The following is a 20,403-nucleotide window of genomic DNA, read 5'->3' as shown; positions in this document are numbered from 1 at the left end:
CACCCCCGACCAACCACCCCCCCACCCCGACCGGCTACGCCCCCGCGCCCCCCACCGCGTACTCCCTGGCCGGACCGCCCAACTTGTCGTGCAGTGCGAAGAAGACCTCCGCCGATCGCTCGCCGGGCCACTCGTCAGGCAGCAGCGAGGTGGGCAGCCCCGGGTCGGCGTAAGGGAGTCGGCGCCAGGCGTCGAGGGCGGGCAGATAGTCGCTGTACGCCTCCTCGGGCGGCACCCGGCGGCGCCGCGCCCAGGACCGCAGTACCGGTTCGTGGACGGTGAGGAACGCGTGGTGCAGCGCCGCCAGCGCATCCAGGTCCCACCAGCGCGCCACAGCCTGCGCCGTCGGCTCGAAGCCCTCGTGCGTCCCGCTGAAGAGATCGACGTACGCGGAGAGGCCGAGCCGGGCGAGGCTGTGCCGGGTCTCCTCCTCCAGGTGGGACGGCGCGATCCAGATGCCCGGAGCGGCGTTGCCGAAGCCCAGTCGTGCGAGCCGCGACCGCAGTATGTGGCGGCGTCCGCGTTCGCTCTCGGGGACGGAGAAGACGGCGAGCAGCCATCGCCCGTCCGGCTCGGGCCTGGCGTACACGCGGCGGTCGCCGTCGTCGAGGAGCTGACGGCCGGCCGTCGAGGGTGCGTACCCGGCTGCCTTGCTGCCGGGCCGGTCGGCGGTGAGCAGCCCGCGCCGCTTGAGCCGGGAGACGGCCGAGCGTACGGACGGCGCGTCGACGCCGACGGCGCCCATGAGCCGGACGAGCGAGGCGATCGGTACCGTGCCGTCGGGGAAGGCGCGTCCGTAGGCACCGTAGAAGGTCAGGATGAGCGAACTCGGCGACGGTCTGGGCACGGTGGCGTGCGGCTGCTCGTTCACGCCGTCACTCTAGATCGGCCCCCCGGAGCCTCTCGGGTCGCCCGCGGCGGCTTCACGCAGCAGGAACCGCTGGAGCTTTCCGGTGGGTGTGCGCGGCAGGGAGGAGACGAAGACGATCTCCCTGGGGCACTTGTACGGGGTGAGGTGCGAGGTCACGAACTCCCGTAGTTCCTCCGCTGTTTCGTCTCCGGCGCCGTCCGCTGCCCTGTGCTCAGCGCCGCCCGTTGCGCCGTCCGCTGCCCTGTGCTCAGCGCCGCCCGTTGCGCCGTCCGCTGCCCTGTGCTCAGCCCCGCCCGTTGCGCCGTCCGCCGCCCCGTCCCCGGCTCCGGCCGCTGCCCCGTCCCCGGCCTCGCCCGCCGCCCTGTCTGCTGCCCCGCCCGACATCCTGCCCTCAGCCCTCTGCTCAGCCCCGTCCCGCAGTACGACATAGGCCACCGCGACCTGTCCGCGCAGGTCGTCCGGTCGTCCCACGACGGCTGCCTCGGAGACGCCGGGGTGGCGCAGCAGGACGTCCTCGACCTCGGGGCCCGCTATGTTGTAGCCCGCCGAGACGATCATGTCGTCGGCGCGGGCCACGTAGCGGAAGTAACCGTCGGTCTCCCGGACGTAGGTGTCGCCCGTGATGTTCCAGCCGCCCCGTACGTACTCGCGCTGCCGCGGGTCCGCGAGGTAGCGGCAGCCGACCGGGCCGCGCACCGCGAGCAGGCCGGGCTCGCCGTCCGGCGCGGTCCGGAGCTCCCCCTCCGGGCCGGTGTGCACGACCCGGGCCTCGAAGCCGGGCACGGCGACGCCCGTCGTGCCGGGACGTACGGCCTCGTCGGCGGCGCTGACGAAGATGTGCAGCATCTCCGTCGCTCCGATCCCGTTGATCAGGCGCAGCCCCGTCGCTTCGTGCCACGCCGACCAGGTCGCGGCGGGAAGGTTCTCGCCGGCCGAGACGCATCGGCGCAACGAGCCGATGTCGTACGGGCGTTCACTGCCGGGCGCAGCCGTACCGAGTACGGAGAGCATGCCGCGGTAGGCGGTCGGCGCCGTGAACAGCACGGTGACGCGGTGGCGTTCGACTGCGGCGAGCATCTGTTCCGGTCCGATCCACTGACCCAGCAGGGCCGAAGCCCCCGCCCTCATCGGGAAGATGACGAGTCCGCCCAGCCCGAAGGTGAAGCCCAGGGGAGGGCTGCCCGCGAACAGGTCGTCGGGCTCGGGGCGCAGCACGTGTGCGGAGAACGTGTCGGCGACGGCGAGCACGTCGCGGTGGAAGTGGACGCAGCCCTTGGGGCGTCCCGTGGTGCCGGAGGTGAAGGCGATCAGCGCGACGTCGTCCGCGGCGGTCTGCACGGGCTCGTACCGCTCGGGCTGTTGTGCGCACAGCGCGAGGAGGTCGTCGGCTGCCTCACCGCCGAACACCGTCACGGCCAGCCCCGGCACCTCGGCCTTCGTGAGCTCGTCGACGGAGCGTATGTCGCACAGCGCGTGGCTCACACGGCCGATCGAGCAGACGGTGCGCAGTTCGTGGGCGCGCTGTGCGGCGAGCACGGTCACGGCGACGGCGCCCGCCTTCATCACCGCGAGCCAGCAGGCCGCGAGGTGCAGGGAGTTGGGGCCGCGCAGCAGTACGCGGTTGCCGGGTACGACACCCAGGACGCTGGTGAGGACGTGGGCGATCCGGTCGGTCCGGCGCTGGAGTTCGCCGTACGTCCAGCTCTCCCCGTCATCGGCGCGGAACGCCACCCGGTCCGCGCCGAAGTGCTCGATGGTGCGGTCGAGCAGCTCCGCGCCGCAGTTGACGCGCTCGGGGTAGCGGAGCTCGGGCCGGTCGAAGACGAGCTGGGGCCATTCCCCGGGCGGGGGCAGGCTGTCCCGGGCGAAGGTGTCGAGATGTGCGGACGGGCTGAGGTGCATGACGCTGCCCCCTAGCGGCTGTCCCGCCTGAGACGGACGAGACGGCCTGGAGTGCCGGTGTCGCCGGTGTGCCGATGAGCGTAACGTGTTGGTGACGACAGTCAACGGTCCGCGATACAGCGATCTGTGTCCGGCAGCTCGCAGCCGGAGCTGTGTGCGGCACAGCTGGAGGACCGCGGCCGCCACGCGATCCGGGAGGAGACCCGCCGATGCCCGCCTTCGCACTGGATCCGGAGCAGCTCGCGTGGTGCGAGGAGCTTCGGACCCTGGCCGCCGAGGAACTGCGCCCGTTGGCGGACGCCGGGGAGGAGGGCCACGTCAACCGTCGCCTGCTCGCCGCACTCGGCCGGTCGGGGCTGCTCGGCCGGCTCTTCGCGCCGGACGGACGCCCCGCGAGCGCCCTCGACCTGTGCCTGCTGCGGGAATCGCTCGCCTACGCCTGTACCGAGGCCGAGACCGCGCTCGCCCTGCAGGGACTCGGCGCGGGCCCCCTCGCCATCGCGGGGACGGACGCACAGCGCGAGCGCTGGCTGGGCCAGGTCACCGAGGGCAGGGCTGTGGCCGCCTTCGCGCTGAGCGAGCCCGGCGCGGGCAGCGACGCCGCGGCGCTCGCCCTGCGGGCGGAGCCGGACGCCGGGGGAGGGTGGCGGCTGACCGGCACCAAGAAGTGGATCTCCAACGCTCCGTTCGCCGACCTCTACACGGTCTTCGCGCGTACGGCCGAAGGCGCCGGTTCGCGGGGCGTGACGGCCTTCCTCGTCCCCGGCGGACGCCCCGGACTGTCGGGGGAGGCCCTGGAGATGCTCTCGCCGCACCCCATCGGCACCCTCACCTTCGACGGGGTGCCCGTGACGCGGGACGACCTCCTCGGCGAGGTGGACGGCGGTTTCGCGGTCGCGATGAGCACGCTGAACCTCTTCCGCCCGAGCGTCGGCGCCTTCGCGAACGGCATGGCTCAGGCTGCGCTCGACGCGGCGGTCGAACACGCCGGTACGCGGCCCGCCTTCGGGGGCAGACTGCGTGATCTCCAGGCCGTCTCCCACCAGTTGGCCGAGACGGCGACCCGGATCGAGGCCGCGCGGCTGCTCGTCTACGCGGCTGCCGCCGCCTACGACCGCGGCGAGCCGGACATCGCGCGGCGTGCGGCGATGGCGAAGCTGCTGGCGACGGAGACGGCGCAGCAGGCGGTCGACGCCGCCGTCCAGATCCACGGCGCCGCCGCGCTCCAGCGTGGCCACCTCCTGGAACACCTCTACCGCGAGGTCCGCGCCCCCCGCATCTACGAGGGCGCCAGCGAAGTGCAGCGCTCCGTCATCGCGAAGGAGCTCTACAGGTGACCGACGCCGACGCAGACACCGGTTCCCGTTCCTCTCACCCCGGCCCGCATCTGCGGCGCACCAATCCGCCCGGACTCTCCCCGCCCACCGGCTTCTCCCATGCGGTCACCGCCACCGGCTCCCGTCTCGTGTTCCTGGCGGGGCAGACGGCCCTGGACGCCGAGGGCACCGTCGTCGGCGACACGCTCCCCGCCCAGTTCGAGCGGGCACTGACCAACCTGCTGCAGGCCCTCCGGGCGTCGGGCGGTGCACCGGCCGATCTCGCACGCGTCACCGTCTACACGACCGACGTCCCCGCCTACCGCGCCAACGCCCGGGAACTGGGCGCCATCTGGCGCCGCCACGCCCGCCGCGACTATCCGGCGATGGCGGTGATCGGCGTGGTCCGTCTCTGGGACGAGCAGGCCCTGGTCGAGCTCGACGGCATCGCGGCCCTGCCCTGACGGGAAAACCCGTTGCCGGGCGGGGGCCGCGGTGATGAGCTCCGACGATGAACCGAGACGCCGTGCTCGCGGCCTACGACAGGCAGATGCGCCGGAACGCAGCTCCCGAGGGGCCGGGTGCGCGGGTCGAGCAAGTCGGCGGCGTGGTACGGCAGTGCGGAGCGAACGCGGACTGGTCCGGCTGGACGGGCGTCCTGTGGTCCGATCTGGACGAGGCCACAGCCGGCCCGGCCATCGCTGCACAGATCTCGTACTTCACCGCCGGGGGCCGGGAGTTCGAATGGAAGCTCTACGCCCACGACCGGCCCGGCGACCTCGCGGGGCGGCTCCAGGCCGCCGGATTCTCGCCGGGCGACGACGAGACGCTGATGATCGCCGAGGCGTCCGAACTGTCGGCCGACGCGGAGCTGCCGCGGGGCGTCCGGCTCCGTGAGGTGACCGATCCGGCAGATGTGCGGCTGGTGACGGACGTGCACGAGAAGGCATTCGGCACGGACGACCCGCAGCTCCGAGCCCGTCTGCGGACACAGCTCGCCGAGTGTCCGGGCTCGCTGGCGGCGGTCGTCGTCATGGCGGGTGAGGAGCCCGTGTGCGCGGCGCGCCTGGAACTGCCTCCGGAGAGGTCCTTCGCCGGGCTGTGGGGCGGTGGCACGGTGCCCGGTTGGCGTGGCCGCGGCCTCTACCGGGCCCTCGTCGCGTACCGCGTAGGCGTCGCCGTGCGGCGGGGCTACCGGTACGTCCAGGTCGACGCTTCCAGCGACAGCCGTCCGATCCTCCAGCGGCTCGGCTTCGTGCCGCTGAGCACCACTACTCCCTACACGTACCGGCCGAGAGTCCGATCCTTCAGCGGCTCGGCTTCGTGCCGCTGAGCACCACCACTCCCTACACGTACCGGCCGAGAGTCCGATCCTCCAGCGGGTCGGCTTCGTGCCGCTGAGCACTGCTACTCCCCACACGTACCGGCTGGGAACCTCCCCGGCGGGACTCAACGCCGCCTGTGAACCTTCTCGTTGCCGGGCGCAAGCCTGAGAAGCTTGGGACGAGCCCCGCCGGTCAGTGGCGCGGCCGGCCGAAGTCCTCGTGCAGGGCCTGGACTTGGGCATAGCCGGGGACGGGTGACCTGCCCCGCTCCACGTCGCCGTCTCCCGCAGCGACGGCCCAGGCCAGGTCCACCGCATGCTGCAGGGCGGCCCGGAAGGGCAGTGAGCCGAGGCTGACGCGGCTCACGCCCGCGTCGGCGAGCTGACGCCGGGTGTGGTGGCCGGGGGAGTGCAGCACGTTCAGCGGGACGGACGACTCCCGTGCCACGGCGGCGACTTCGTCCAGAGCCAGAAGTCCCGGGACGAACACCCCGTCGGCTCCGGCCGCCACGTACGCCGCGCACCGGCGCAGAGCGCCTTGCGGCGTCGCGTCGACGCCGAGCCAGTACGTGTCCGTGCGAGCGTTGACGAACAGCTCGGGAGCGGCCTCCTTCACCGCCCTGATCTTCGCCGCGTGCTCCACGGGGCCGGTGAGCGTGCCGTCGGCGCGACCGTCCTCCAGGTTGACGCCCGCGACACCTGCATGCGCCAACTGCGCTGCGAGCGATGCCACTTCGGACGGATCGTCGCTGAAGCCGCCCTCGATGTCGACGCTCACCGGCACCGGCAGACGGGCGATGCCCCTGCCGAGCGCGAGCGTCTGCGAACGGGCTGCGCCGCTGCCGTCCGGGAGGCCCGCGGCCGCGGCCACTCCCAGGCTCGTCGTGCCCACCGCGGGGAACCCGCGACGGTACAGCGCGGCGGCGGACGCGTGGTCCCAGGCGTTGGGCAGCAGAAGCGGCCCGTCGCCCTCGTCGGCCCGGTGCAGTCGCCGGAAGGTCTCGTAGATGCTCATGCTGGTTCTCCGGCGGCCGCCACGGTGCCGGCGTCGATGCCGAAGAGCTCCGCCATCGCGTCACGCCCTCTGTTCGTGACTCTCAACGCCCGTCGGCTGCCGACGCGTTCGCACCAGCCGCTCCGCAGGGCGTACGCGCACAGCGCCGCTCCGGCCGTGCCTGCCAGATGCGGGCGGCGTTCCGTCCAGTCCAGGCAGGAGCGCGCCATCGGACGGCGGTTGCCGGGCCGTACGGACAAGTCCATGCCGAGCTCCGCGAACCAGGCCACGCCGGCCTCCGTCACCGCGAAACCGGTCGACTGCTGGAGCAGCCCGCGCTCCAGAAGGGCATCTGTGAGAGCCACCCCCAGGGCGCCCGCCAGGTGGTCGTAGCAGGTACGGGCGCGCGCCATCGCCGCTCCCGCCGACGCCGACCGCAGAGAGTGCGGCCGCGGCGGCGGCCCCGCGCGTACCGACAGGTCCTCGACGAGCTGCGCGGTCTCCGGCCCGGCCAGCCGTACGTACCGGTGCCGCCCCTGCCGTACCTCGGTCAGCAGCTCGCCTGCCACGAGCTTGTCCAGGTGCGTACTCACCGTCGCCGGGGTCACTCCCACCGCCCGGGCCAGCTCTCCGGCCGTCCAGGCGCGGCCGTCGAGCAGTGCCAGGCAGACGGAGGCGCGCGTCCCGTCGGCGAGCAGCCCGGCCAGCGCCGCCAGCTGCCGTCCGTCGCGGCCCGGAGGGACGAGGGGCTCCACCGGTGTGCGGCCCGGTCTGCGAGTGCGGTTCATACGGCCATGATGCTCCGCGGACGTTTCGGCGGCCGTCGAAGTGTCGGCGGGCGTCCGCTCCCGCCGCGCGCCGGGCCGGGGCCGCTGCCCGCTCAGAGGACGGGCGCGGCGCTCGCGGGCTCGCCGAGAGCGTTGCGGATCTCGGGCATCCTCAGCTCGGTGTGGCGGCGCCAGCCGCCCAGCCGTTCGTACGCGTACATGCCGTGGATACCGGCGGCGAGCACGGCCGACTTGGAGGCCGGCCACTGCAGGATGTTCCCCATGTGGGACATCACCGCGAGACTGACCTGGCGGTGGACGGAGGTCTCCGCGAGGGCCGACTCCCGCAGGTGGTGCCCGACGGCCTCGCCGTGGCCGAGCGCGACGAGCCGCAGCAACTCCTCGTGGCAGTAGGCGAGATGGGCGTCCTCGTCGTTGCTGATCATCCTGATCGCGCGGCCGGTCTCCGGGTCGTCTCCGCAGGCGTTCAGCAGCGTCGCCATCTGGCCGGCCGCCCGCTCCTCGGTGACCCGGCTGTGCGCCAGGTAGATGACGATGTCCTCTTCGCTCAACTCCCGGTCGCGCCGCAGCTTTTCATGCATGAGGCCGATGCCGCGCCGTTCCAGCAGCATGGTGTAGTCGGTCTCCGGCGGCACCTCGACGGGTTCCAGGCCGCGCTTCTTCAGCAGGGCGCTGAAGATCCGCCCGTGCTTCTCCTCGTCCTTGCCATGCTTGGTGATCTTGGGGACGAGTGGCCGCATGCTCTCCGGGACCAGAGCTGCGATCCGGGCGTTCTCCCAGCCTCCCTGCGCCTCGCCGCTCGCGGCGATCGAGCAGAACAACTGGAAGGAGCGGTCGTTGTCCAGGATCTCCCTGAACAGGCTTCGGGACGAGAGCATCGATGGCACCTCCGTACGGACGTCCGCAGAACCGAGTCAAAGGCGGCGGCAGCGAACCGGCAACAGGAGCGCCGGTTCGCTGCGCCGAATGCGGGAGGTGCTGCCTGGCCCGGCGGCGGGGAGCCGCCGGGTCAGGGGGCCTTGATCCGGTCGGGGCGGCAGTCGCGTACGGCGGCGAAGTAGTCGCCGAGCCAGGCCGTGCGCTCACTGCGGGACATCGCCTCGATGCGACGGAGGGTCTTCCCGGAGGGACCGCCGCCCCAGGGCCCGTCCGGGGAAGCGCTCAGCCACGCCGACACGGCCCCGCTGTACTTGTCCGGGACGGGCGTCCCGTGCGTCTCCGGTGACTTCGCACATCCGTGGACCGCGGTCCTGTAGGCCGCCTCCTGCGCGTAGTAGCCGGGGTCGTCCGAGAAGTTGAGCGCGGGTTCGGCGAGCGCGGCCTCGTTCCGGCGCGGAACGTGGGTGCCGGGGACGGGGCGGCCCGCTGCCCCGACGGGTACCTCGACGAGGCGGTCCGGCGTGTTCGGGATGGCCCGAAGCCTCGCGGTAACGCCCGTCAGAGCCCGGGACACATGGGGCAGGTACGAGCTGTGGGCCTGGGCCATGCACACCTGGGGACTGCTGTCGGTGCAGGTCAGCGCGGTCGCGCCGGGGTCCGTGCGCCACAGGCCGTCACCGGTCCCGACGAGGACGCCCGCGCCGGTCAGCGCGACGGCCAGGGACAGCACCGCGAGCCGTCGCCGCGCGGCGTACGCGAGCAGGGCCGCGGCACCCGTTCCGCCGAACCAGAGCACCGACGCCGGGCCGAACCACCACGCGGGGGCGTCCCAGGGGAACCAGTGCGTCGCGGCTGCCCCGAGCGGGCTCAGGTCATCGTGGAGGCGGAGGCCGAGGGGGAAGAGGTCCTGCTCGGCGAAGGCGAAGAGGACCAGGACGGTCAGACCCCCCAGGACCGGTGCCGCCAGGAGCCGGGGGACCAGCCGGCCGGCGAGGAATCCGAGCAGGCCGAGAGAGCCGATCGCGACGGCGTCGGCGACGAGCAGCGTGGGGAAAGGAGAGCCGTGCGGCGGCTCCAGGTGGACCGCGGTGATGGTGACGGCGACCGCCGCGGTCAGTGCGTACCCGGCCACCGGCCACAGCACTGCCGGTGTGGCGGCGAGCGCAGTGCGGCGCAACGTGGACGAGGGCAGCGAGGAGAACAGCTCCCCGGTTCCCCGGCGGCCCTCCCGGCCGCCGTGCAGACACCCGGCGGCGACCGCGAAGGCTCCACCGACCAGCAGACCGTGCGCACGCAGCGCGTCGTGAACCCACACCCAGCTGAAGGTCAGGTTGTCGTGGCGGGAGAGCAGTTCGAAGAGCGTGCCGCCCAGCAGCGCGACCGTGACGGCCGCCGCCCACAGCCCTCGCCGGGCTTCCGTGAGCGGGGGACGGACGCGTCGCGGGCGGGCCGTCCGCGGTGGCGCCTGCCGGACGGCCGGGTTTCCGTTCACGCCCCCGCCTTCCCCGCGGCCACTCCCGTGGTCGCCGTCCCGGCCGAGGCGGTGCGGTGGCGGCGCAGCGCTGCCAGATAGCCGCGTTCGATGGCGGTGTCGCCGATGTCCTCGGTCTCCCCGGTGTCCCCCCGGGCGTCCTCGGCGAGTGCGGCGAGTGCCGCGGGGGTGTCCTGGTGGACGACGTGACCCTCGTCCATCAGCGTCACGCTCGTGCAGGCCGCGGCCACGTCCTCGACGAGGTGGGTGGCGACGATCACCGTCGAGGTCGTTCCCAACTGCCTCAGCAGCGACCGGAACCGCACTCGCTGTTCCGGGTCGATCCCGGTGGTCGGCTCGTCGAGGAGCAGCACGTCGGGGTCGTTGACGAGGGCCTGGGCGATGCCGACGCGGCGCACCATGCCCCCGGAGAGGGTCCGGATCTTCGCGTCGATGCGGTCGGTGAGGCCCACGCGTTCGACGGCGCGCTCGACGGCTTCGGGAGTGGCGTCGCCCGGCATCTCCTTCAGCCACGCCACGTACGTGACGAACTCGCGGACGGTGAAGCGCGGGTAGTAGCCGAACTCCTGCGGCAGGTAGCCCAGCCGGCGCCGTACCGCGGTGCGTGCGGCGTGGTCGGAGGCGCCGCCCGCGACACCGTGCCCCAGCAGCCGCACGCTGCCCGACGCGGGCGCGGCGACGGTGGCGAGCACCCGTATCAGGGAGGTCTTGCCCGCCCCGTTGGGGCCGAGCAACCCGTGTACTCCCGTGCCCAGTTCGAGGTCGATGGCGTCAAGTGCCGTGGTGCGGCGGTGTTTCACGGTCAGGGCGTCGACGGCCACGGTGACGGGCCCGTCCGAGGGGGGTGCCGTGCTCACATGTGCTCCAGCAGGTCGAAGGTCGGGTGGAGGTGGGGTGTGGCGGGTGGTGTCCGGGGGTCGGGTCCGGCGGGTGGTGTCCGGCGCGCTGCGGCGGGGTTCCGGCCCACCTCCCCGCCGGGCCGTTGACGCTCACAGTGCCCGGATCCGCTCCGGGCGGCAGTCGCGTACGGCGGCGAAGTACGCGCCGAGCCAGGCGGTCCTCTCGCGCTCCGGCATGGTTCTCAGCTTTTGGTAGGCCGCCCCGCCGTAGCCGGTCTCCCTCTCCGGGGACGGCGACAGCCAGGTGGCAACGGCCTCGCTGTACTTGGCGGGTACGGGAGAACTCCGGCCCACCGTCGCCGCGTCGATCTCAGGCTCCGCGCAGCCGTAGAGCGAGACGCCGCGCGGGGCTCGTCCCGCCCAGGACCCGGGCCGCTCCCGGAAATCGAGCGTCGGCTGGTCCAGGACCGCGTCGCCCTCGGCCAGCGCCGGGACCGGTGCGCCTGCTTCCCTGAAGGGCACCTCGACCAGACGGGACGGAGCATTCGGTATGCGGCGCAGCTTGCTCTTCAGTCCGGTCAGTGCGCGCGACATCTCGGAGAGGTACGGGCGGTGGGCGCGGACAGCACACACCTGCGGAGTGCCCTCGTCGCATACGAGGGCGACAGCGTCCCGGTCCGTGCGCCAGTGCGTCCCCGCGGTCCCGGCCAGCACGCCCCCGCACGCCAGGGCGAGGACCAGGGCCACGACCGCCGCGCGCCGGAGGGCGCTGCACGCGAGGAGCGCGGCGACAGCCAGACCGCCCGTGAACAGTGCCGAGAGCGGCCCGAACCACGAGGCCGGAACCTCCCACGCTGCCATGTGCTCCGCAGCGGGACTGAGCGCGTGCAGAGCGTCCTGGTGCAGCACGAGTCCCGGCAGGTTGCCGTCGTGGAGAGTGGACATGAGGATTCCCGCCCCCACCCCCAGCAGGGGCGCTGCCGGGAGCCGTCGCAGCGGTCGGAGCCGACGGCCCGCGGTGAAGCCGACGACGCCCAGCGACCCCACCGCGACGGCGTCCGCGACGAGGAGGGTGGGGAAGGGAAGCCCGGAGGGCACGTCGTGGACGACCGAAGTCACCACGAGGCAGACCGCGGCTGTCACCACGTACGCCACGACGGGCCACAGCACGGCGGGCGCGGCGGCGACAGCCACCTGACGCAGCCTGCCGGCGGCGGGCATCGACGCGAACAGCTCGGCCGTGCCCCGGCGGTGGTCCCTGCCGCCGCGCAAGCAGCCGACGAAAAGGGCCCAGGAGCCGCCGATCAGCACGGCCTGAGCGCGCAGCGCGTCGTGGGACCACACCCAGCTGTGAGCGAGATGGAGCCGTAGGGCGAGCAGCTGGACCAAGGTCCCGTAGATCATCACGGCGACGGCGAGCACGGCCCAGGAACCCCTCCGCAACTCCGTACGCAGGGGGCGGGCATGGAGCGCGCGGGCCGTGGGGGCGGCCGTCGGCGCGGTGGACTCGGTAGTGGTCATGGCAGATCCGAAGGGGTCGTGGGAATGAGGGTTTCGTGGCGGCTCGGCCCGCTCGGGCGGGACCGCGTTCACAGCCGCTCCAAGTGGCCGAAGGATGTCCGCCGCAGCGCCACGAGTCCGGCACAGAGAGCGGCCGCGACGGCCCAGCCGCCTTGCGCCGCGGGACCCGAGAAGAGTCCGTTCAGGGTCTCGGCGAGCACGACTCTGAACGGTTCCCCCGACGCCCCGCCCGCTGTCCCCGGCACGAGTCCCGTCCGGGAGGCCAGAGCCACCGCCGCCAGCCACGTCGCCGAGATCCCCGCCGCGGCGTACCGGCATCCGGTGTACGAGCCGAGGGTGAGCGTGGCCAGCGTCAGCGCCAGCGCGGGCAGCAGCCATGTAGCGGCACCGGGCGTGCCGGGCGCGGCAGGGAGCAGGAACCCGGTGACGGTCACCAGCGGCGTACTCACCCCGAGCACGGCGGCCGTCCGGATCAACAGCAGACGCAGCCCGCCCGACGGTGTCGAGGCCGCCACCTCGTGCAGCGGATCCGCGTACCGGCTGTACGACAGAGCGGGGCCGGAGAGCGGCAGGACCGGCGCGAACATCAGCAGCAGCGGCCGCGCTTCGGCGATCTCCCCGACGCGCGCCATGACGACGGCCAGCGCCGCCACCGCCACGAGTGCCAGCAGCCACGGCAGGCGCAGCGTCGGCCCCGCCGCCCAGCCGAACCGGACGGCCCACCCCCGTAGGGCCGCACCGGTCCGGCTGTCACGACGGCGTCGCCTGCCGCGCAGAGCACCGGTACGGCCTGTTCCTGCCTCCGCGCCGGCGAGGGCCATCACGGCGTCGCGCGTACGGGCCAACTCGGGTGCCGCGGCCCCCGCGAGGACCGCTGCGGAGACCTCCCGCGCGCACGACGAGCACGCCTCCAGGTGCTTCTCGATCGACCAGCAGTCCGTCTCGGCAAGGGAGTTCGCGGCGTACGCGAGCATGTTCCCGTCGCTCACGTGCCATGCGGCGGCGGTACGGCGGCGGCTCATGCGGGGCCTCCCATCGGGCGCGGTACGGTTCCACCGAGGTGGGACAGGGCATCGCGCAGTTCCCTGCGGGCGCGCACGGCCCGCGACTTGACGGTGCCCTCCGGTATGCCGAGCAGCGCGGCGGCCTCCCGCGTGCTCAGACCGTCGACGACGGTCGCCCGCAGAACCTCGTGCAGTTCGGGCGAGAGACGGTCCAACGCCGTTCCGAGGTCGCCGTATTCGAGCCCGCCGGACAGCACACGCTCCTCGGCGGACGGTGCGACGGCGCGTACGGCGTCCGACTCACGGCTGGCGTGGGCCTCTTGGACCTGAGCGGTACGGAGCTGCCTTCGCTGCGCGTCCACGAGCCGCCGCGAGGCGATGATCCAGAGCCAGCCGCCCGCCTCGCCCTTGTGACGGGCGTCGGCGGACCGCCACGCGGCGACGAAAGTGTCCTGCAGCACTTCGCTCACGGTCTCGGGGTCCGCGCAGCGCCGGCTCAGCCGCATGTGCAGCCAGCCCGCGTGGCGGTCGTAGAGCGCGGCGAGCGCGTCCGGTTCGCCGGCGGCGACGGCGCGCAGCAGCTGCGCGTCGCTCCGGGCGGACCAGTCGGTTCGGGAGAGTCTCACGTGTTCTCTATCGCTCCTGGGCACCGGAATGGTTCACGCACCGGGAGTCCGGACGGACGGCCACCCCAACTCGCAGCCGAACTCGCAGCCCAACTCGCTGTTCAGTCAGCAGCCCGACTAGCAGCCGAACTCGCAGGTACGGCTGGCTGGTTGGTCTCCGAGGCGATCCGCACTGCGCGGGCTGCGGTCGGACGGGTCGGGCGGGTCGGGCGGGTCAGAAGCCTCCGCCGCCGAAGTCGCCCCCGCCGAAGCCTCCGCCGCCGAAGTCGCCTCCGCCTCCGAAGTCCGATCCGCCGAAGTCGCCTCCGGCCCCGTCCCCGAACCCCGCGCCGTACGCTCCCGGCATGAGGGCGTTGCCGAGCAGCGTGCCCGCCAGCAGTCCCGGCAGGAGTCCGCCGCCGAAGTAGCCGCCCGCCCAGGGGGCGTAGGCCGGGCCCGCCTCCCAGTACGGCCGGCGGCCCTCCGGAGTGTCCACGGTGCGCGTCATGGGTTCCGCGCCGTCCGCGAGCCGCGCCGCGTCCGCCGCGCAGACCGGGACGGCGCGCGGGGTGCCGCCGGGCGGCGCCCACTCGACGTCCTCGACGGACGGCCCGTGCCGCGGATCGAAGAAGCACGGCACGTGACGGTCGGGCAGCGGCCGGCCTTCGCGCCTCGCCTCCAGCGTGGCGAGCGCGAACCGGCCCTCCTCCAGCGATTCGGTGACGGGCCGTACGTCACCGGGGCCACGGGCCTGTGACATCCGCTGCTTCGCCTCGTCGTAGGAGTCGATCGCGCGGGTGTAGTCGTCCCGCATGGCGTCGTCGGAGTCCCGTGCGGTGGGATCGAACGCGATGCGGTCGACCTCCTCACCGAATGCCGTGATGTCCTCGTCCACGACCGGCCGCAGTTTCTCCAACTGCGCGCGTTCCTGCTCGGTCTGCCGCTTGCGGGCCCTGTTCCTGGCGACGAAGCCGGCGCCCACACCCACTACGAGGAGCGCGAGAAACACCGTCAGGACGATGCTGCCGTCCCTGCCGACCGTGGAGCCGCCGCCGTCCCAGGAGTTGGGGGCGTCGCCGCGGGCGTCGTCCACCGCGCCGTCGACGAAGCGGTCGAGCAGCTTCTCCGTGTTCCCGTCGGCGGACCTCTGCGCGGAGTCGTCGAGGTTGCGGACCGTGCTCTGCGAGAGGACCGACCGGTCGGAGGCGGCAGCGAAATCGTCGCCGAGCGCGACCGCGTAGACGCCCCGGTCGCCGACCTGGCTGCGCAGATCCTGCAGGAGCGAGGAGGGCGGGAACTCGTCGGCCTTGGGCAGGACGGCGACGAAGATCGGCTTGTCCGCGTTCTCGATCTTGTCGCTGAGCGCCTCGGCGTCCGAGTCGGAAAGCTTGTCGGAGACGCGCGGATCGACGTAGACCGGGCCGTCACGCAGCGCTTCCGCGACTTCCTCGACGCTGTCGGCCCTGGGCGCTGCTCCGGCCGCACCGGGTGCCATGGTGACAGCCACCGCTGCGACGACGGCGGCCACCAGGAGGAGGAGCGGCTGCAGAAGTCCGAATCGCCTCGTGGTACCCATACGCCATTTGTACCCCAATTCGAACAGAATGGCCTGTTCGCGAATGGCCTGTGCGCGGAGCAATGTTCCCATTCCGGTCCGGGATGCCCGGTCCGGGACGCCCGGAGCGTCCTGTCCGGACCGGACGCGTCAGGCGTGGACGCCCCGGACCCGGGGCCGGGGAGGCTCCCCTGCTCCAGGCCAGTGGGGGCTGCCCGGCCTCAGATGTCCCTGAACGTCTCGATCTGCGCGCCCACTTCGTTGAGACGCTCCGCCAGGTCCTCGTAACCGCGGTTGATCACATAGACGTTGCGCAGCACGGACGTCCCCTCCGCCGCCAGCATGCCCAGCAGCACCACCACTGCGGGCCGCAGCGCCGGCGGGCACATCATCTCCGCGGCGCGCCAGCGCGTCGGTCCTTCCACCAGAACCCGGTGCGGGTCGAGGAGTTGGAGCCTTCCGCCCAGGCGGTTGAGGTCGGTGAGGTAGATGGCGCGGTTGTCGTAGACCCAGTCGTGGATGAGGGTCTGGCCTTCTGCCGCGGCGGCGATGACCGCGAAGAACGGGACGTTGTCGATGTTGATGCCGGGGAAGGGCATCGGGTGGATCTTGTCGGCCGGGGCTTCGAGCTTGGAGGGGTGCACCGTGAGGTCGGTCAGCCGGGTACGGCCGTTGTCCGCCGCGTACTCGGGGCTGCGCTCGGCCTGCAGGCCCATCTCCTCCAGCACGGCCAGCTCGATCTCCAGGAACTCCACCGGCACCCGGCACACCGTCAGCTCCGAGCCGGTGACGACTGCCGCCGCCAGCAGGCTCATCGCCTCGACCGGGTCCTCGGAGGGCGAGTAGTCGACGTCGACGTCGATCTCCGGGACTCCGTGCACTGTCAGCGTGGTCGTGCCGATGCCCTCGACCTTGACGCCGAGCTCCTCCATGAAGAAGCACAGGTCCTGGACCATGTAGTTGGAGGACGCGTTGCGGATCACGGTGACGCCGTCGTGGCGGGCGGCGGCCAGCAGCGCGTTCTCGGTGACGGTGTCGCCGCGTTCCGTCAGGACGATCGGACGCTCGGGCGTCACGGCCTTCTCGACGACGGCGTGGTAGAGCCCCTCGGTCGCGGTGATGTCCAGTCCGAAGCGGCGCAGAGCGATCATGTGCGGCTGCACGGTGCGCGTACCGAGGTCGCAGCCGCCGGCGTAGGGGATGCGGAACTGGTCCATCCTGTGCAGCAGCGGCCCGAGGAACATGATGATGCTGCGGGTGCGCCGCGCCGCGTCGGCGTCGATGGCGTCGAGGTCGAGCTCGGCGGGCGGCACGATCTCCAGGTCGGCGCCGTCGTTGATCCAGCGGGCGCGCACGCCGATCGAGGAGAGCACCTCCAGGATCCGGAAGACCTCTTCGATCCGGGCGACCCGGCGCAGCACCGTACGGCCGGAGTTGAGCAGGGACGCGCACAGCAGCGCGACGCAGGCGTTCTTGCTCGTCTTGACGTCGATGCTGCCGGACAGGCGCCGTCCGCCGACGACGCGCAGATGCATCGGGCCCGAGTAGCCGAGCGAGACGATCTCGCTGTCCAGCGCCTCGGAGATGCGCGCGATCATCTCAAGACTGATGTTCTGGTTCCCTCGCTCGATGCGGTTGACGGCGCTCTGACTCGTCCCGAGAGCCTCCGCGAGTTTCACTTGTGTCCAGCCCCGGTGCTGGCGGGCATCACGGATCAACTGCCCGATGCGGGCGAGGTAGTCATCAGTCATGGAGACGACGGTATCTCACATGTGAGATGACTTCGTGCCGAGAGTGTGGCGGCGAGTCGGCGAAAGTCTGCCGATCCGCCGCGCCCCGGACCGCCCGGTCCGCTGCGGCCCGGAGCTCCGTGTGCGACCTGGCACCCCTTTTCGTCTGCGCGTTTCGCTGCGGGGCGGCTGTTCCGGCCGCGCTGTCGCCGACGGCTCGGCGCCTGTCCGTGCCCGGTCCGGGACGGACCGCTTGTTGCGGAGTTGTTGAAAACCGGAGCGGTGCGGAGCCCGAGTCTGTGCTTGTGCCCGTGCCTGCGCCTGAGTCCCTGTCCGAGCCTGTGCCTGTGCCTGCACCTGAGCCCCTGTCCGAGCCTGTGCCTGTGCCTGTGCCTGTGCCTGTGCCCGCGCCCGCGCCCGTGCCCGAACCTGCGCCGCGCCCGCGTCCGGGCACGTTTGTCCCTCTCCGCGAGGAGCACTTCGGAGAGCCGGGGGTTTGGGCATGACCGGCAGACGCTCGTGTACTAGAGTTATCTCGACATCGAGATAACTGCCGAAAGCGCACATACGACCGCTGCCGAGCAAGGCTTGCCTGCTCTCACAGCGCCCGTCCGGGCTCCCCGGCCACTGACCGGGGAGGATCGGCAATGACGTACTGAAGGAGACTGTCGTGTCGGCGAACAGCTTCGACGCCCGCAGCACGCTGCAGGTGGGCGACGAGTCGTACGAGATCTTCAAGCTGGACAAGGTGGAGGGCTCGGCCCGCCTCCCGTACAGCCTGAAGGTCCTGCTGGAGAACCTCCTCCGCACCGAGGACGGCGCGAACATCACCGCCGACCACATCCGTGCGGTGGGCAGCTGGGACTCCAAGGCCCAGCCCAGTCAGGAGATCCAGTTCACGCCGGCACGCGTGATCATGCAGGACTTCACCGGCGTGCCCTGCGTCGTGGACCTGGCGACCATGCGGGAGGCCGTCAAGGAGCTCGGCGGCGACGCGGACCGCATCAACCCGCTCGCCCCCGCCGAGCTGGTCATCGACCACTCCGTGATCGCGGACAAGTTCGGTACGCCCGAAGCCTTCAGCCAGAACGTTGAGCTGGAGTACGGCCGCAACCGCGAGCGCTACCAGTTCCTGCGCTGGGGCCAGACCGCCTTCGACGAGTTCAAGGTCGTACCGCCCGGCACCGGCATCGTCCACCAGGTCAACATCGAGCACCTCGCCCGTACGGTCATGGTCCGCGGCGGCCAGGCCTACCCCGACACCCTGGTGGGCACCGACTCGCACACCACGATGGTCAACGGTCTCGGCGTCCTCGGCTGGGGCGTCGGCGGCATCGAGGCCGAGGCGGCGATGCTCGGCCAGCCCGTCTCGATGCTCATCCCGCGCGTGGTCGGCTTCAAGCTGACCGGTTCGCTCCCCACGGGCACCACCGCGACCGACCTGGTCCTCACGATCACCGAGATGCTCCGGAAGCACGGCGTGGTCGGCAAGTTCGTCGAGTTCTACGGCGAGGGCGTGGGCGCCGTACCGCTCGCCAACCGCGCCACGATCGGCAACATGTCGCCGGAGTTCGGCTCCACGGCGGCGATCTTCCCGATCGACGCGGAGACCATCAACTACCTGAAGCTCACGGGCCGTTCGCAGAGCCAGCTCGCGCTGGTCGAGGCGTACGCCAAGGAGCAGGGCCTGTGGCACGAGGCCGCTGCCGAGCCGGACTACAGCGAGTACCTGGAGCTGGACCTCTCCACGGTCGTTCCGTCCATCGCCGGGCCCAAGCGCCCGCAGGACCGCATCGCGCTCTCGGCGGCCAAGCAGCAGTTCTTCGCCGACCTTCCCGACTACGTCTCGGACGAGTCGGCGACCGCTGCCGCGGACCGCACTCGCGCGGCCAACAGCTCCTCTCCCGTCGACGAGGCCAGCGACGAGTCGTTCCCCGCCAGCGACGCGCCCGCCTACGGCAACAACGAGAACGGCGACGGCAAACCGCAGCACTCCGCGGCCTCCGAACAGAGCCAGGGCCCCAGCAACGTGGTGACGGTCACCGGCCCCGACGGCAAGTCCTACGAGATCGACCACGGCGCCGTCGTGGTCGCCGCGATCACCTCCTGCACCAACACCTCGAACCCGTACGTCATGGTCGGCGCGGCGCTCGTGGCGAAGAAGGCCGTGGAGAAGGGCCTCACCCGCAAGCCGTGGGTGAAGACCACCCTCGCGCCCGGCTCGCAGGTCGTCATGGACTACTACGACCGTGCCGGCCTCACGCCGTACCTCGACAAGCTCGGCTTCAACCTCGTCGGTTACGGCTGCACGACCTGCATCGGCAACTCCGGCCCGCTGCCGGAGGAGGTCTCCAAGGCCGTCAACGACAACGACCTCGCCGTCGCGGCCGTCCTGTCCGGCAACCGGAACTTCGAGGGCCGGATCAACCCCGACGTGAAGATGAACTACCTCGCGTCCCCGCCGCTGGTCGTCGCCTACGCCATCGCGGGCTCGATGAAGGTCGACATCACCACGGAGGTGCTCGGCACCGACCAGGACGGCAACCCCGTGTACCTGGCCGACCTGTGGCCCTCCGAGCAGGAGGTCGAGGAGGTCGTGGCCTCCTGCATCGGCCAGGAGATGTTCACCAAGGACTACGCGGACGTCTTCGCCGGCGACGAGCAGTGGCAGGCACTGTCCGTGCCGACGGGCAACACCTTCGAGTGGGACCCGGAGTCCACGTACGTACGCAAGCCTCCGTACTTCGACGGCATGGGCAGCGAGCCCTCCCCGGTCGATGACATCTCCGGCGCGCGGGTACTGGCCAAGCTGGGCGACTCGGTCACCACCGACCACATCTCCCCGGCCGGCGCGATCAAGGCGGACACCCCCGCGGGCAAGTACCTCACCGGGCACGGGGTGGCCCGCCGCGACTTCAACAGCTACGGCTCGCGGCGCGGCAACCACGAGGTGATGATCCGCGGCACGTTCGCCAACATCCGGCTGCGCAACCAGATCGCCCCCGGTACCGAGGGCGGCTACACGCGGGACTTCACGCAGCCCGACGGGCCTGTCTCCTTCATCTACGACGCCTCGCAGAACTACCAGTCCGGCGGCATCCCGCTGGTCGTCCTCGCTGGCAAGGAGTACGGCTCCGGCTCGTCCCGCGACTGGGCCGCGAAGGGCACGGCGCTGCTGGGCGTCAAGGCCGTCATCGCCGAGTCCTACGAGCGCATCCACCGCTCGAACCTCATCGGCATGGGCGTACTGCCGCTCCAGTTCCCCGAGGGGCAGAGCGCCGAGTCGCTGGGGCTGACCGGCGAGGAGACCTTCGACGTCACGGGGATCACCGCCCTCAACGACGGCGGCGTACCCGCGACGGTCAAGGTCACCACGGACGGCGGCGTCGAGTTCGACGCGACCGTGCGCATCGACACCCCCGGTGAGGCCGACTACTACCGCAACGGCGGGATCATGCAGTACGTGCTGCGTTCGCTGCTGCGCAAGTAGGCAGCCGCGCGAACGGGGAAAGGCGGGTGCCGGGTACGTCCCGGCGCCCGCTTTCGTCGTCCCCCGCGGTGCTGACATCCGGCAGGTCTCAAC

General features: G+C 72.0%; 16 protein-coding genes. 4 read left to right on the top strand and 12 right to left on the bottom strand.

Annotated elements, in window-relative coordinates:
• Positions 1-34: 34 nt before the first annotated feature.
• Both ACFPA8_RS20130 and ACFPA8_RS20125 read right to left on the bottom strand, forming a co-directional pair.
• Complete coding sequence (locus ACFPA8_RS20130; protein ID WP_386450424.1) at positions 35-871, bottom strand: PaaX family transcriptional regulator; 837 nt, start codon at positions 869-871, stop codon at positions 35-37.
• 9 nt (positions 872-880) lie between these two features.
• Entirely contained in the window at positions 881-2,773 is a 1,893-nt protein-coding gene (locus tag ACFPA8_RS20125) for an AMP-binding protein (protein WP_386450422.1), read from the bottom strand.
• A gap of 209 nt (positions 2,774-2,982) precedes the next feature.
• On the opposite strand from ACFPA8_RS20125, the gene ACFPA8_RS20120 reads away from it, so the two are divergent.
• Genes ACFPA8_RS20120 through ACFPA8_RS20110 form a run of 3 tightly spaced genes read left to right on the top strand, consistent with a single transcriptional unit; the run spans position 2,983 to position 5,422 of the window.
• Positions 2,983-4,110 carry an acyl-CoA dehydrogenase family protein gene (locus ACFPA8_RS20120; protein WP_386450420.1) on the top strand — a complete coding sequence of 376 codons (1,128 nt, stop codon included), beginning with the start codon at positions 2,983-2,985 and terminating at the stop codon, positions 4,108-4,110.
• Positions 4,107-4,553 carry a RidA family protein gene (locus ACFPA8_RS20115; RefSeq protein WP_386450418.1) on the top strand — a complete coding sequence of 149 codons (447 nt, stop codon included), beginning with the start codon at positions 4,107-4,109 and terminating at the stop codon, positions 4,551-4,553. The genes ACFPA8_RS20120 and ACFPA8_RS20115 overlap by 4 nt, the downstream gene beginning before the upstream one ends.
• A 47-nt stretch (positions 4,554-4,600) precedes the next feature.
• Positions 4,601-5,422, top strand: a complete 822-nt coding sequence (locus tag ACFPA8_RS20110; protein ID WP_386450416.1) for a GNAT family N-acetyltransferase — start codon at positions 4,601-4,603, stop codon at positions 5,420-5,422.
• Between the two features lie 184 nt (positions 5,423-5,606).
• Here ACFPA8_RS20110 and ACFPA8_RS20105 read toward each other — a convergent pair whose 3' ends face one another.
• The 10 genes from ACFPA8_RS20105 to ACFPA8_RS20060 form a co-directional block, all read right to left on the bottom strand.
• Positions 5,607-6,428, bottom strand: a complete 822-nt coding sequence (locus ACFPA8_RS20105) for an isocitrate lyase/PEP mutase family protein (RefSeq protein ID WP_386450414.1) — start codon at positions 6,426-6,428, stop codon at positions 5,607-5,609.
• Positions 6,425-7,195 (bottom strand): helix-turn-helix domain-containing protein, encoded by a 771-nt coding sequence (locus tag ACFPA8_RS20100; RefSeq protein ID WP_386450412.1) that lies wholly within the window; start codon positions 7,193-7,195, stop codon positions 6,425-6,427. Before ACFPA8_RS20100 ends, ACFPA8_RS20105 begins: the two co-directional genes overlap by 4 nt.
• 92 nt (positions 7,196-7,287) lie before the next feature.
• Positions 7,288-8,073: a ferritin-like domain-containing protein gene (locus ACFPA8_RS20095; protein ID WP_386450411.1), complete on the bottom strand. Its 786-nt coding sequence runs from the start codon at positions 8,071-8,073 to the stop codon at positions 7,288-7,290.
• Between the two features lie 131 nt (positions 8,074-8,204).
• The gene (locus ACFPA8_RS20090; protein WP_386450409.1) at positions 8,205-9,566 is read right to left on the bottom strand and encodes a hypothetical protein; all 1,362 of its coding nucleotides are present in this window, start codon (positions 9,564-9,566) and stop codon (positions 8,205-8,207) included.
• Positions 9,563-10,423: an ABC transporter ATP-binding protein gene (locus ACFPA8_RS20085; RefSeq protein ID WP_386450408.1), complete on the bottom strand. Its 861-nt coding sequence runs from the start codon at positions 10,421-10,423 to the stop codon at positions 9,563-9,565. Before ACFPA8_RS20085 ends, ACFPA8_RS20090 begins: the two co-directional genes overlap by 4 nt.
• Positions 10,424-10,555: 132 nt before the next feature.
• Positions 10,556-11,926 carry a hypothetical protein gene (locus ACFPA8_RS20080; protein WP_386450406.1) on the bottom strand — a complete coding sequence of 457 codons (1,371 nt, stop codon included), beginning with the start codon at positions 11,924-11,926 and terminating at the stop codon, positions 10,556-10,558.
• Positions 11,927-11,994: 68 nt separating this feature from the next.
• Positions 11,995-12,948, bottom strand: a complete 954-nt coding sequence (locus tag ACFPA8_RS20075) for a zf-HC2 domain-containing protein (RefSeq protein ID WP_386450404.1) — start codon at positions 12,946-12,948, stop codon at positions 11,995-11,997.
• Positions 12,945-13,556 (bottom strand): RNA polymerase sigma factor, encoded by a 612-nt coding sequence (locus ACFPA8_RS20070; protein WP_386450402.1) that lies wholly within the window; start codon positions 13,554-13,556, stop codon positions 12,945-12,947. Before ACFPA8_RS20070 ends, ACFPA8_RS20075 begins: the two co-directional genes overlap by 4 nt.
• A gap of 214 nt (positions 13,557-13,770) precedes the next feature.
• The gene (locus tag ACFPA8_RS20065) at positions 13,771-15,111 is read right to left on the bottom strand and encodes a hypothetical protein (protein WP_386450400.1); all 1,341 of its coding nucleotides are present in this window, start codon (positions 15,109-15,111) and stop codon (positions 13,771-13,773) included.
• Between the two features lie 200 nt (positions 15,112-15,311).
• On the bottom strand, positions 15,312-16,841 hold the full coding sequence (locus ACFPA8_RS20060; RefSeq protein ID WP_386450398.1) for a helix-turn-helix domain-containing protein: 1,530 nt from the start codon (positions 16,839-16,841) through the stop codon (positions 15,312-15,314).
• A 649-nt stretch (positions 16,842-17,490) separates the two neighbouring features.
• On the opposite strand from ACFPA8_RS20060, the gene ACFPA8_RS20055 reads away from it, so the two are divergent.
• Positions 17,491-20,310 (top strand): aconitate hydratase, encoded by a 2,820-nt coding sequence (locus ACFPA8_RS20055; protein WP_386450396.1) that lies wholly within the window; start codon positions 17,491-17,493, stop codon positions 20,308-20,310.
• Positions 20,311-20,403: the final 93 nt, after the last annotated feature.

Origin of the sequence: Streptomyces ovatisporus (assembly GCF_042653885.1) — a bacterium.
GTDB classification, from domain to species: domain Bacteria; phylum Actinomycetota; class Actinomycetes; order Streptomycetales; family Streptomycetaceae; genus Streptomyces; species Streptomyces ovatisporus.
The sequence above is the reverse complement of the archived record's forward strand: the minus strand, read 5'-3'. Positions and strand labels throughout refer to the sequence as shown.

Bases quoted from the DNA above. Each gene is read 5' to 3' on its own strand.
- ACFPA8_RS20095 (WP_386450411.1), bottom strand. From the start codon at position 8,073: ATGCTCTCGTCCCGAAGCCTGTTCAGGGAGATCCTGGACAACGACCGC.
- ACFPA8_RS20125 (WP_386450422.1), bottom strand. From the start codon at position 2,773: ATGCACCTCAGCCCGTCCGCACATCTCGACACCTTCGCCCGGGACAGC.
- ACFPA8_RS20105 (WP_386450414.1), bottom strand. From the start codon at position 6,428: ATGAGCATCTACGAGACCTTCCGGCGACTGCACCGGGCCGACGAGGGC.
- ACFPA8_RS20120 (WP_386450420.1), top strand. From the start codon at position 2,983: ATGCCCGCCTTCGCACTGGATCCGGAGCAGCTCGCGTGGTGCGAGGAG.
- ACFPA8_RS20075 (WP_386450404.1), bottom strand. From the start codon at position 12,948: ATGAGCCGCCGCCGTACCGCCGCCGCATGGCACGTGAGCGACGGGAAC.
- ACFPA8_RS20080 (WP_386450406.1), bottom strand. From the start codon at position 11,926: ATGACCACTACCGAGTCCACCGCGCCGACGGCCGCCCCCACGGCCCGC.
- ACFPA8_RS20100 (WP_386450412.1), bottom strand. From the start codon at position 7,195: ATGAACCGCACTCGCAGACCGGGCCGCACACCGGTGGAGCCCCTCGTC.
- ACFPA8_RS20110 (WP_386450416.1), top strand. From the start codon at position 4,601: ATGAACCGAGACGCCGTGCTCGCGGCCTACGACAGGCAGATGCGCCGG.
- ACFPA8_RS20060 (WP_386450398.1), bottom strand. From the start codon at position 16,841: ATGACTGATGACTACCTCGCCCGCATCGGGCAGTTGATCCGTGATGCC.
- ACFPA8_RS20065 (WP_386450400.1), bottom strand. From the start codon at position 15,111: ATGGGTACCACGAGGCGATTCGGACTTCTGCAGCCGCTCCTCCTCCTG.